The sequence below is a fragment of the Devosia sp. genome (genome assembly GCF_028290645.1).
Taxonomy (GTDB): Bacteria; Pseudomonadota; Alphaproteobacteria; order Rhizobiales; family Devosiaceae; genus Devosia_A.
Genome location: NZ_JAQGJL010000137.1, coordinates 1 through 12,939, shown reverse-complemented (window position 1 = coordinate 12,939; position 12,939 = coordinate 1). Strand labels below are relative to the sequence as shown.

7 protein-coding genes are annotated in these 12,939 nt (G+C 65.8%); 3 read left to right on the top strand and 4 right to left on the bottom strand.

The annotated features are described in order from the left end of the window. Window positions 1–19 precede the first annotated feature (19 nt). Window positions 20–628 (bottom strand): hypothetical protein, encoded by a 609-nt coding sequence (locus tag JWQ89_RS07940; RefSeq protein ID WP_299639902.1) that lies wholly within the window; start codon window positions 626–628, stop codon window positions 20–22. Window positions 629–720: 92 nt separating this feature from the next. Between JWQ89_RS07940 and JWQ89_RS07935 the strand changes: the two genes are divergently transcribed. Next, entirely contained in the window at window positions 721–3,492 is a 2,772-nt protein-coding gene (locus JWQ89_RS07935) for a bifunctional [glutamine synthetase] adenylyltransferase/[glutamine synthetase]-adenylyl-L-tyrosine phosphorylase (RefSeq protein WP_299639900.1), read from the top strand. 645 nt (window positions 3,493–4,137) lie between these two features. Here JWQ89_RS07935 and JWQ89_RS07930 read toward each other — a convergent pair. From JWQ89_RS07930 to pepN, 3 genes are all read right to left on the bottom strand, one after another. Beyond that, complete coding sequence (locus tag JWQ89_RS07930) at window positions 4,138–4,836, bottom strand: sulfotransferase domain-containing protein (RefSeq protein ID WP_299639898.1); 699 nt, start codon at window positions 4,834–4,836, stop codon at window positions 4,138–4,140. Window positions 4,837–5,228: 392 nt separating this feature from the next. Then, window positions 5,229–6,485, bottom strand: coding sequence for a PAS domain-containing sensor histidine kinase (locus tag JWQ89_RS07925; protein WP_299639897.1), 1,257 nt, complete (start codon window positions 6,483–6,485; stop codon window positions 5,229–5,231). Window positions 6,486–6,765: 280 nt separating this feature from the next. Further along, window positions 6,766–9,405 (bottom strand): aminopeptidase N, encoded by a 2,640-nt coding sequence (pepN, locus tag JWQ89_RS07920; RefSeq protein WP_299639895.1) that lies wholly within the window; start codon window positions 9,403–9,405, stop codon window positions 6,766–6,768. Window positions 9,406–9,725: 320 nt separating this feature from the next. Here pepN and JWQ89_RS07915 point away from each other — a divergent pair, with 320 nt between their 5' ends. Both JWQ89_RS07915 and JWQ89_RS07910 read left to right on the top strand, forming a co-directional pair. Beyond that, window positions 9,726–11,576 carry an ABC transporter ATP-binding protein gene (locus JWQ89_RS07915; protein ID WP_299639904.1) on the top strand — a complete coding sequence of 617 codons (1,851 nt, stop codon included), beginning with the start codon at window positions 9,726–9,728 and terminating at the stop codon, window positions 11,574–11,576. Between the two features lie 237 nt (window positions 11,577–11,813). Next, window positions 11,814–12,939 (top strand): ABC transporter ATP-binding protein (locus JWQ89_RS07910; protein ID WP_299639893.1); only part of this gene is annotated, 1,126 nt, incomplete at its 3' end.

The following is a 12,939-nucleotide window of genomic DNA, read 5'->3' as shown; positions in this document are numbered from 1 at the left end:
AACGGGGGAGGATCAAGTGCTAATGTGCCGTCTGCACCGACGTCTCGCCGATGCCGATGCCGGCCACCTTGCCGCTCTTCAGCACATAGCCGATGTACTGCGCGATGTCGGAGTAGCCGCCCGGGCGGTCGGAGCGGTAGGCGATCTTGCCGCCTGAGGCGGCGCCGAACGTCGCCTTGAGGTCGGCGGTCGAGGCGCCGAGGCCGGGAATGCCGAAGGCGGGAACCGCAAAACCGGCCGGGGCGGCGTCGCAGCCGGCGGCGGGCTTCTTCGCAGCCTCGGCGGCAACCATCATCACGAACTCGAAGCCGCCCAGCGCATTGGAGATGAACCACACATTGGCGCCTTCCGTGCCGTAGCACAGCCAGTCGGCACGGCCGGCGCCGTCGCCCTCGCGCTGGAGGGTGCCGCCGAAGGCCTTCTGGATGTCCTTGAGCCTGGTGCGCTGCAGCGTCACCTGGAGCTTGCCCACGCTGATCGCCTTGACCGCCGGCTTCTCGAGGTTGGCCTTGCTGAAGTTGAAGCTGTTGCCGAAGATCGCCTCGCCCATGCCGCCGAGCTGGGCGGCGGAGACGGGGCAGGCGCAGAGGACGAGGGCGGCGAGGGCGGCGGCAATCGTGTTTCGCATCAAGGGCTCGTGGGATTTCGCTGGCGTGGGACCTTATCGATGCCGATGCCGAAATCCAGTGACATTTGACCGTAGTGCGCTATCGAAGGCCCATGAAAGTCGCGCTCGAAACTCTCCTCGCCTCCGCCCCCTACCTCAAGGATCTTGCAGAACGGCATGCCGACTGGTTCGCGGCGGCGCGGGAGCAGTCGCCGGATGCCGCTTTGGCGGCGGTGCTCGAGCAGGTGGCGACGGCGGGGCGGGGCGCCACGACCGAAGAGGAGATCGGCCGCGAGTTGCGCATCGCCAAGGGGCGCGTGGCGCTGCTCGCTGCGGTGTCGGAGGTCGAGGGGCGCTGGACGACGGCGCAATCGACGGCGGCGTTGTCCGATCTGGCCGATGCGGCGCTCGATGCGGGGCTCGAGGTGCTGCTGCGGCTGGCGGCGGCGCGTGGGCTGACTTCGGCGACGGCGGCGAATTGCGGCCTGGCGCTGTTCGCGCTCGGTAAGCACGGCGGGCGCGAACTCAACTATTCGAGCGATATCGACATCGTGGCGTTCTTCGATCCGGACAAGGCGGCGCTGAACCAGCCGGGCGAGGAGACGAAGTTCTTCACGCGCATCGTGCAGCGACTCGCGGGGCTCATGCAGGACCGGACGGCCCACGGCTACGTGTTCCGCACCGACCTGCGGTTGCGGCCCGACCCCGGCGCGACGCCGGTGGCGCTGCCGACGGAGGCGGCGCTCGCCTACTACGAGAGCCGCGGGCAGAACTGGGAGCGGGCGGCCTGGATCAAGGCGCGGCCCTGCGCCGGCGACCGGGCGGTGGGCGAGGCGTTCCTCAAGGACCTCGCGCCCTATATCTGGCGCAAGCACCTCGATTTCGCGACCATCGCCGATATCCAGGCGATGAAGCGGCAGATCAACATCACCAAGAATGTCGGCGATGCGCGGGTGGCCGGGCACAACGTGAAGCTCGGGCTCGGCGGCATCCGCGAGATCGAGTTCTTCACCCAGACCCAGCAGCTGATCGCCGGCGGACGCGACCCGACGCTGCGGGTGCGGCCGACGGCCGAGGCATTGCGGGCGCTGGCGGCGGCCAACTGGATCTCGCAGCGGGCGGCCGAGGACCTGACGCGGATCTACTGGTTCCTCCGTGCGGTCGAGAACCGGCTGCAGATGCTGCGCGACGAGCAGACGCATGTGATGCCCGAGAGCGAAGAAGCGATCGCGGTGATCGGGCGGCTGATGGGCGAGCTGGATGTCGCTGCGTTTGAAACGGCTTACCGGACGGCGTTGAACCAGGTTGTGGGGTACTATTCCGACCTCTTCGCCGAGGGCGAGAGCCTCGCGGGCGGCGGCGGGAACCTGGTGTTCACCGGCTCGGATGACGATCCGGAGACGCTCGAGACGCTGTCGGGCATGGGGTTTCGCGAGCCGGCGAGGGCCATCGCCACGGTGAAGAAGTGGCATTATGGCAGCTATGCCGCGACGCGCGCCGCGGCGGCGCGGGCGCACCTGACCGAGCTGCTGCCGGCGCTGCTTTCGACCATCGCGGGGGCGGGTAACCCGGACGAGGCGCTGGCGCGGTTCGACAACTTCCTGTCGCGGCTGCCGTCGGGGGTGCAGCTCTTTGCGCTGCTGAGGAACCACGCGAACCTGCGGAGCCTCTTGGTTGCGCTGATGGCCTCGGCGCCGCGCATGGCGGATGCGGTGATCCATCGGGCGCATGTGATGGACGGGCTGATCGACCCGGCCTTTGCCGACGACGTGCGGCGGCGCGAGACGCTGCTCGCCAAGATCGAGGCGTTCTTCGCCGACGCGCGCGACTACCAGGACGTGATCGACCGGGCTCGCATCATCGGGCAGGAGCAGATGTTCCTGATCGCGGCGGGGCTGCTGGCCGGCTCGATGGATGCGGCGCGGGCAGGGGAGCAGTTCACGACCCTGGCCGAAGCGCTGCTGACCCGGCTGTTCGACGCGGTGCGGCGCGAGTTCGAGAAGCGGCATGGGGTGGTGCCGGGGGCCCGCGTGGCGCTGCTCGCGTTCGGCAAGATGGCGAGCCGCGAGATGACGGCGCGCTCGGACCTCGATTTCATCATGCTCTATGACAGCGAGGGGGCGGAGGAGTCGGATGGCGACAAGCCGCTGGCGGCGAGCCAGTACTACGCGCGGCTGACGCAGCGGCTGCTGGCGGCGCTGAGCGCGCCGACCTCCGAGGGTGTGCTGTACGAGGCCGACATGCGGCTGAGGCCCTCCGGCAATGCCGGGCCGCTCGCCACCAGCCTCTCAGGCTTCATTCAGTATCACCACGAGAGTGCCTGGACCTGGGAGCACCTGGCGCTGAGCCGGGCGCGGGTGGTCTATGCCGATGGCGAACTGGGCGCGAAGGTCGATGCGACGGTAGCCGAGATTTTGGCCCGGCCGCGCGATGCGGCAAGGACCATCGACGATGTGGTGGCGATGCGGGCGCTGATGGCGAAGGAACGGCCGCCGCGGCACCTGTTCGACCTGAAGCTGGCGCCGGGCGGGCTGGTCGACCTCGAGTTCATTGCGCAGTCGGCGCAACTGGTGGCCGGAGAGGTGGTGGCGGCGCCGCAGGCGACGACGGGCGTGGTGCTGCGCCGGCTCGGGGAGACCGGGCTGGTGCCGGAGGGGGCGCGGCTGGCGGAGATACTGGAGCTGTACTCGACGGTGCTGCAGGTGATGAGCGCCGCGCTGGCCGACCCGTTCAAGGACGAGGGGTGGACCGAGGCGTTCCGGGAGCTCTTGGCGCAGCGGACGAACACGCCGAATTTTGAGCGATTGGCCGGGGATGTTCGGGAGATGGAGGCGGAGGTGAGTGGGGCGGCGGAGCGGTGGTATGGGCGGGCGCGGGGGATGTAGTGGGGAGCCACGCCTAAGCTCTATTGTAGAGAGTCAACTTGAGTTTGGACCGCATCGAGGCTGCGACCTTCAACTCGCCTTTCGCCGAGGTTCATAGAGGTTAGCCGCAACGGAGGAGAGGAGGAGGCAAACGTGCAGTTGACGCTTACCGTACCAACGGTCTCTGAGGGGCCAGCGTCCGGGTCGACCGCGTGTGAATCGCCGCCAAATTCGGCGAACATCTGCACCCAGACTGGCTCATATTCTGCGTTGGCCAAAACCCCGAAAACGTCAGTTGTGGGCTGCTGGTAGTAGGCCTCGGCGGCTTCGTGGCAAAACTTCACCATCGACCGCTCGTCGTCGGCTCGGGCCCCGCTCGCGCTACCGACAATTGCGATCAGTATCCAGACACGCGCTGATGGCCGCAGGGTAGTCTCCTTCTCAATCTGTCGCACGCTAGCGGCGCGCTGGGCACTCAGCAACCCCCGGTCGCTCGCGCCTCCGACGAGCGGCCTTCTCTCGTGGGGGGAGAAGGTGGCCGAAGATGAGGAGTTCAGCGTCTCAGCGAGCGCGAGTTGAGAGGCTGAACCCCTCACCCCAGTTCCTCTACGGACCTGTGGTCCTAGCTGCACTGCCCTCTCCCCTGAGGGGAGAGGGGACGCGGCATCAACCGCTGGACCGCAAAACCCTCGGCGCCGGGTAGTCCGTCTCCTGGCTTTTGGGCCATCTCGAATAGCCATACTCCATCATCGTGTCGCCGTTCAGCTGCCAGAAATGCTCTTCCTCGCCGGGCGACAGCCTTGTGCGGCCGGGGGCTGAGGCGGAGCGCACCCATTTGCCGTCCACTGCGGCGAGGTCGTCCCGTGCGGGGATGGAATGGGCAACCGGTGCGACGTGAAGAAAGTCTGCCAGCGCATCGACCGTGCCGCCGGTATCGGCGACGACGTCTTCGTATTTCAGCATCATGGTGCCGGGCCGCGAGCTTGGCGTCCACCAGGCGATGTGTTCGCACCACCTGGGCAGTCCCGGCCTGCCGCAGATGAGCGTCTCGATGGGGATGCGCCGGTTGCCGTGGTCATGAAAGCTCGCCGTCGCGTCGATGCCGTTGCGAACGATGTAGATCGCCTTCGAGCCATCCTGCGGCCGCCCATGGGTCTTGATGATCCGGACGGGCACGTCGCCGAAATCGATTACCCCCTCGCTGGTTGGGGCGATCCTTCCGGTGAGTTCCTGCAGGGTGTGGTTGCCGTTGAAATCCTCGGGGTAGGCGGCGGCGGAGGGCAGCTTGAAACATTGGGCGAGGATGATGCGCAGCATGGTGTTGCCACTGCGCGGATAGGACGCAAGCCAGACGACGGGGATCATGTGAGGACACCCACCGAAGCGGCCAGCAGGCTTTGGGGTGACGGACGGTCCGGCTTTGCGACCCGGTGGTCGCGGCAGGATATCAGGCGTGAGTGCGTGGCAGCACTCGGGGCGGCGCGGAGTGCGCTCACCACGGCACGGCGTAGTCGATACACTTTACGGAGAACTCCCGGGTCGATGCGGCAGAACGCGCCGCAGGACCGAGGGTGAGCCGGCAACCTGACAACAGGCTGAAGGCATCAGGGGAGTGGTGGCCGGAGGGGGTCGGCTTGTAGCGAGAGCGTTTGGAGGGGCTGAACCCCTCACCCTAGCTTCGCTACGGACCTTGCGGTCCTAGCTGCGCTGCCCTCTCCCCTCAGGGGCGAGGGGACGCTGGGGGCACTGCTTGCGCATCAGGCCGCTTTGGCTGCGTCTTCCGCCAATAGCGGGAGGGACACTGCTACCGTGGTGCCGAGGCCCTGGCGGCTGTCGATGGCGAGGTGGCCGCCGCTGAGTTCGGCGATGGCGCGGGCGATGGCGATGCCGAGGCCGGCGCCTTCGCGGTCGCGGGTCAGGGCTGCGTCGCCGAAGACGAAGGGCTGGGAGAGGGTGTCGAGCCGCTCCTGGGTCATGCCGATGCCGGTGTCGGTGATTTCGAGCACCACGCCGTCGGCGGCGGCGTAGGCGGTGAGGGTGACCTTGCCGCCGCGGGGGGTGAAGCGGACGGCGTTTTCGACGAGGTTGGAGATCATGCGCTCGAGGGCGAAGCGGTCGGCACTGAGCATGGCGTCGCAGGGGCCGCCGAGGCCGAAGGTGAGGCCGGCGCGCTGGGCCTGGCTGGTGTAGCGGCGGAACACGCCGAGGAGCAGGTCGTCGGCGGTGAACCGGTCGCGCTTCAGTTCGCGCCGGCCGCCTTCCAGTTCGGCCAGTTCGAGGATCGAGCCGAAAAAGCCGAGCAGGCGCTCGCCGGAGCTTTTCACCGCCTCGACATAGCCGAGATACTTGGCGTCGCCGAGCGGGCCGTAGGGTTGCTGGCGCAGCATGTCGGCAAAGCCGATGATGTGGTTGAGCGGGGTGCGGATGTCGTGGCTGAGATGGGCGAGGAAGCTGGTCTTCGACCGGCTGGCGGCCTCGGCCCGGAGCTTTTCCTCGTGGTAGCGGCGGGCGAGCAGGCGCTGTTCTTCGCGGATCGAGGTTAGCAGCTGGTTGGTGCGGCGGCTTTCGGTGACGTCCATCACCAGCGTGACGAAGCCCGAGCCCTGCAGCGGGCGCTCCTCGATGAGGAGGGTGGAGCCGTCCTCGCGGTGCAGTTCGAGCAGCCGGTTCTGCCAGTCCTCACGGACCGATTGCATGTAGCCGCCCTGGGCGAGGGTCTTGACCACCTCGTGATAGGCGGCGCCGGAAACAAGGGCATCCGGGGTGACGCCGAGCCGTTCGGCGAAGCGGGTATTGCTGGCGATAAGGCGGGCATCGGCGGCCCAGCAGGCGACGCCGAAGGGCAGCGTTTCGATGAGCGCGGCATAGCCGCTGGTCGCGTTGCGTCCGGTCAGCCGGGTGAGCAGCCATTCCAGCACGCCGATGAGGGCACGACGCATCCAGGTGCGTCGCGCCACAACGTCAGGCGTACGGAATCGCTTCGCCTCGTCCCCGGATTGCTCCGTCGGCCGCATCAAGTTCTCCGCCTATGTGATTGGGTCGACCAGTGATTTGCCCAGTAGTGGGACTTTGAATCCGCTTCGCGGTCACTGTCCAGAGGGGTCCCGGACGCGCGTGACGGCGAAGCGCAAAATCGCGAGTCGGCTGAATCACTTAGCCTCGGAAGAAAAATTCTTCTACGAGTAAGGTTCCGTTAACCGAGGGAACGACGAGCCGCCTGGGTAAGCGGGCCATCGTTCCTTTGCTTGTCCTGGTCGCGTGATCGAACCGGAAAAGTCTCGCAACTTTTCCTGATCACGCTCCGAGGGTCCGCTCGAGGATATCGGCCGTGTTGCGGCTCAGCGTGCCGGAGTCCTGAAGCGATTTCAGCGCCTTCTCCGCTTCGGCGCGCCGGACCGGTTCGAAGCTCCGCCAGATGCGGAAGGCCGTGAGCACGCGCGCCGCGACCTGCGGGTTGCGCTTGTCGACATCGGCGACGAAGTCGGCGAGGAAGCGGAAGCCGGCGCCGTCGGCGCGGGCGAACTGCGTCGGGTTATTCATGCCGAAGGTAGCCATCAGCGCCCGCAGCCGGTTGGGGTTGTTCTGCGGGAAATCCGGCGAGGCGAGGATCGCCTTGATCCGGTCGAGCGCCGCATCGTCGGAGGCGAGAGCATTGAGCGACAGCCATTTGTCGAGCACCAGCGGGTCGGCGGTGAACTGGCGGTAGAAATCGGCGAGCAAGGTTTCGGCGTCGCCGGTCCACGATTGCACGACGGTGGAGAGCGCCGACAGCCGGTCGGTCATGTTGAGCGCCCGCTCGTATTGCTCGCGCGCCAGCTGCGCCGCACCTGTGGCGCCGCCGAGGACGAGGAGGCCGAGTGCGGTGTTCTTCATCGAGCGGCGGCCGGCCTGCTGGAAATCGGGCGAGTAGGCGAGGCGGCTGTCATTGGTGAGATAGACCCGCTCGAGCGTAGGGGCGAGCCGGGAGACCAGCGCGCCGACGAGGTCGACGCGCACCTCATGGATGCGGTCGGGATTGACATTGCTGCCGATGGTGCGGGCGACGGTCTGCTCGTTGGGAAGGCCGAGCGCGTGGGCCTTGAAGGCGGGGTCGAGTTCCTTGGAGGCGAGCGTCTCCTCGAGCGCTTCGGCGAGCGCGGCCACCTGCCGGTCGCTCCACGCCTTGCCGCCGACCGCATCGACCATCAGCCGCATCGAGACGTCCTGCAGCGACTGCCAGCGGTTGAACGGATCGGCATCGTGGCGGGCGAGGAAGAGCTGGTCGGCTTCGGTCGCATTGGTGGTGAGTTTCACCGGTGCGGAGAAATCGCGCAGCAGCGAGGGCACCGGGCGATTGGGGATGCCGGTGAAGCTGACGCTGACCTTGTTGGTGTCCATGACGATCATGTCGTCGCGCACTTCGCCGCCGGAGACCGAGGCCCAGCTCATCGGGCTGCCGTTGGGGCCGATGAGGCCGAACCGGATCGGCAGCACCATGGGCTGCTTTTCCGGCTGTCCCGGTGTGGGCTCGGTGTGCTGGGCGAGATCGAGCGTGTAGGTCTGGGTCGCGGCATCGTAACTGTCGGTGACGGTCACTTCCGGGGTGCCGGCCTGCAGGTACCATTGCTGGAACTGCTGCAGGTTCTCCCCGCTCGAATCCTCGAACACCTTGATGAAGGCTTCGATGGTGGTCGCTTCGCCGTCATGGCGCTCGAAATAGAGGTCCATGCCCTTGCGGAAGCCCGCTTCGCCGAGCAGCGTCGCCAGCATGCGGACGATCTCGGCGCCCTTTTCGTAGACGGTCGCCGTGTAGAAGTTGTTGATCTCCTTGTAGCGATCGGGGCGCGGCGGATGGGCGAGGGGGCCGCCATCCTCGGGGAACTGCGTCTGGCGCAGCTGGCGCACGTCCTCGATGCGGTTCACGGCGCGCGAGCGCTCGTCCATCGAGAATTCCTGGTCGCGGTAAACCGTCAGCCCTTCCTTGAGGCAGAGCTGGAACCAGTCGCGGCAAGTGATTCTGTCGCCGGTCCAATTGTGGAAATACTCGTGCGCGATGACGCTCTCGATGTTGACGTAGTCGGCATCGGTTGCCGACTCCGGCTTGGCGAACACCAGCTTGTCGTTGAAGATGTTGAGGCCCTTGTTCTCCATCGCGCCGAAGTTGAAATCGGACACGGCGACGATGTTGAAGATGTCGAGGTCGTACTCGCGGCCGAAGCGGCGCTCGTCCCAGGCCATCGAACGCTTCAGCGAATCCATGGCGTAGAGGCACTCGCTCTCCTTGCCGTGCGTGCAGTAGATGCCGAGCGCCACCTTGCGACCCGAGGAGGTGGTGAAGCTGTCATGGATCGAGCCGAGGTCGCCGGCGACCATGGCGAAGAGATAGGCCGGCTTCGGGAACGGGTCTTCCCATACGGCGAAATGCTTGCCGTCGGGCAGGGCGCCATGTTCGACGAGGTTGCCGTTGGAAAGCAGCACCGGGGCAAGTTGCCGGTCGGCGGTCATCCGTACCTTGAACGGGGCGAGGACGTCCGGGCGATCGAGATAATAGGTGATGCGGCGGAAGCCTTCCGGCTCGCACTGCGTGCACCAGGTGCCGTTCGAGCGGTAAAAGCCCATCAGCCGGATGTTCTTTTCGGGCTCGACCGCCACTTCGGTCTCGAGCACGAAGCGTTTGGTCGGCGGCTCGAGGATGGTGAGGCTGGTCGCCGTCGCGTCATAGGCAGTGAGCGCCAGTGGCAGCCCGTCGATGGCGATGGAGCGTAGCGTCAGCTCTTCGCCATCGAGCACCAGCGGCGTTCCAGGGGCGGTGTTCGCACGCGGTACCAGCGTGAGCAGGGTCCGGATGGTCGAGGTGTCCGGAGCGATCTGGACGTCCAGCTCGACCTTCTCGACCGCGTACGGGGTCTCAGAGTAGTCCTTGAGAAATACGGTCTCTTCGTTCTCGCCGCGCATGAAATGCTCCACTGCATCAACTCGTTAACCAACTGTGGCGCAGACGCAACAGCCGAATCCAAGGGTTAGTGTATTCTGTGCGGCTGACAACTAGCCATTTGGACACGATCCTTGCCGAATTCGGCGGTATTGGGATCGGCGCCGGGCTGGTCGGCCAGCACGCACCTCCGACACGCCATTGGCGTGACGCGTGCGTAATCCGAAACAGGAAAGAGGGTAAGCCCTCCGATGGCGAGAGCCGCTTGACCTCAACTTAGGTTGAGGTCGTAGCCGTGCCGCCATCGAGATGCGGTTCGAGGGAGGTTGTCGTGTTCGATCGCGTGTTCAAGTGGTTCGAGGATCGGCTCAATCCCTATCCGCTGAGCGAGCCCATGCAGCCGCCCAAGGGCCTGGTGGCGTTTTGCCTGCACTATTGCATGGGCGCCAAGCGCTGGCTGATCGCCATGGCGGTGCTCGGTGCCGGCATTGCACTGGGTGAGATCCTGCTGTTCAGCTTCATGGGGTCGATCATCGACTGGCTCGGCACGGCCGACCGCGCGACTTTCCTGCAGACGGACGGGTGGAAGCTTGGCCTGATGGCGGCGTTCCTGCTCGTGCTGCTGCCGTCGCTGCAAATCTTCGACACCCTCATCATCCACCAGACGCTGATCGGCAACCTGCCGCAGCGCATCCGCTGGATGGCGCACCGCTATCTGCTGCGCCAGTCGATGAGCTACTTCCAGGACGAGTTCGCCGGCCGCATCGGCGCCAAGCTGATGCAGACGGCACTCGCCGTGCGCGAAGTGGTGATGAAGCTGCTCGACGTGACGGTGTTCGTCGCGGTGTACTTTGCCGGCGCCGTGGTGCTGGCGGCGCTGAGCGACCCGTGGCTGGCGGTGCCGTTCCTCGTCTGGCTCGCCGCCTATGTGGCGCTGCTCTGCTACTATGTGCCCCGGCTCGGCAAGGTCGCCGAGGCGCAGGCCGATGCCCGCTCGCTGATGACCGGCCGCATCGTCGACAGCTACACCAATATCGCGACGGTGAAGCTCTTCTCGCACAGCCATCGCGAGGAGGCCTATGCGCACGAGGCCATGGATCAGTTCATGGGTACGGTGCACAAGCAGATGCGGATGTTCGCGCTGCTGCAGATCGTCATCCCGCTGATGAACAACATCCTGCTCTTTGCGGTGATGGCGGTGGGCATCAACCAGTGGCTCAATGGCTCGATGACCCCGGGCGCCATTGCCGTCGCCACGGCGCTGGTGCTGCGCTTCCAGGGCATGAGCCAGTGGGTGATGTGGGAGATGTCGCAGCTGTTCGAGAACATCGGCATCGTCCGCGACGGCATCAGCTCGATCTCGCTGCCGCGCGTCGTCGCCGACCCGCCGGGCGCCAAGCCGATCGGACGGGTGAAAGGCGACATCCGCTTCGAGGATGTGAGCTTCCACTACGGCAAGAAGGCGGGTGTGATCCAGCACCTCGACCTCGCGATCAGGCCGGGCGAGAAGATCGGGCTGGTCGGCCGTTCGGGCGCCGGCAAGTCGACCATCGTCAACCTGCTGCTGCGCTTCTACGACCGCGAGAGCGGCGTGATCTCGATCGACGGCACCGATATCGCCTCCGTGCAGCAGGATACGCTGCGCGAACAGATCGGCGTGGTGACGCAGGATACCTCGCTGCTGCATCGCTCGGTGCGCGAGAATATCCTCTATGGCCGCCCCGATGCGACCGAGGAGGAGATGCTCGCCGCGGCGCGGCTCGCCGAGGCGGATGCGTTCATCGAGGGGCTGAGCGACTTCAAGGGCCGCAAGGGCTACGACGCCCATGTCGGCGAGCGCGGCGTGAAGCTCTCGGGCGGGCAGCGGCAGCGCATCGCCATCGCCCGGGTACTGCTCAAGAACGCGCCGATCCTGGTGCTGGACGAGGCGACCTCGGCGCTCGACAGCGAGGTCGAGGCGGCGATCCAGGATCAGTTGCACCTGCTGATGCGCGACAAGACGGTGATCGCGATCGCGCACCGGCTCTCGACCATCGCGGCGATGGACCGGCTGGTGGTGATCGACGAGGGCAGGATCGTCGAGCAGGGGACGCATGCGGAGCTGCTCGATCTGGGCGGAACGTATGCGAAGCTCTGGGCCCGGCAGTCGGGTGGGTTTTTGGAGGTGGACGTTCAGGAGGAGGCGGCGGAGTGATGGCAACGCTTCAGATCTCTCAGCCGACGCCTTCTCACACAATGGGAGATGGCACCTAGCCGCACCTTTCGCCTGCTACTTCAACCATCCCAAGGAGGGACAAATGGAAACTCGTAACCTCATCGACCTCAGCGCGGGCACCAATGCCAGCCGTTCCAAAGTGAAACGAAAACAATCCACTAGAGCCCTGACCTGACTGGTTAAGTCGGATACCGGGCTCGGGAAAATGAGTGCAAAATGCTCAACCGAGTCATCGACTGGTTCAATGCCCGCTACTCGCCTGTAGCGCTGGCAAAGGACACGCAGCCCCCGATGGGCGTGCGCAAGTTCATTCTCTACTTCGTCAATCAGTTCCGCGGCGCGTTCGCGCTGCGCATCGGACTCGTCGCCATCGGCTCGGTGGCCGATGCGATGATGCCGATCTTCGTCGGCCTGATCGTCGGCATGCTGGCGACCACGCCGCCGGGCGAGATGTTCTCGCTGAACTGGCAGACCTTCCTGTGGATGATCGCCGTCGTTGTGGTGGTGCGCCCGCTGTCGTTCCTGATTGACACGCTGGTCCGCAACCACGCGATCGTCCCGAGCCTCGTCAACATCGTGCGCTGGCAGAGCCACTGGCACGTCATCCGGCAGAGCTGGACCTATTTCCAGAACGACTTCGCCGGCCGCATCGCCAACAAGATCATGCAGGCGGGCGAGGCCATCGAGACGGCGGTCAACCTCGCGATCGACGCGGCGTGGTACGCCGTGGTGTTCGTGGTGGTGGCGGTGATCGTGCTGGCCCGGCTGGACTGGGTGCTGCTGATCCCAATAGCGGTGTGGCTGCTGCTCTACGGCATCCTGTTCACGGTCACCATGCCGCTCATCGCTAGGCACTCCGAGGATCTCTCGGAAGCCAAGTCGGTGATGACCGGCCGGATCGTGGACAGCTACACCAACATCCACACGCTGAAGACGTTCTCGACCGACGGGCACGAGGACAAGTACGTCTCGGACTCGGTGCACGAGCACACGCTGGCGTTCCGCAAGCTGATGCGGGTGTTCACCTACATGTGGTCGACGCTGTTCCTGCTCAACGCCGGGCTGGTGGTCTCGATCACCTGGATCGCGCTGGCCGGCTGGAACCAGGGGAACCTCAATGCCGCGGCCGTCGCGACGGCCATCCCCTTCGCGCTGCAGATCATGAACATGTCGGGCTGGATCCTCGAGATCGGCTCCAACATCTTCCGCCAGGTCGGCACGGTGAAGGACTCGATGGATACGATCGCCCAGCCGATCACCATGATCGACAGGCCGGACGCGCCCAAGCTGCTGGTGAAGGAGGGTGGCATTGCCTTCGACAATGTCAGCTTCAACTACTGGC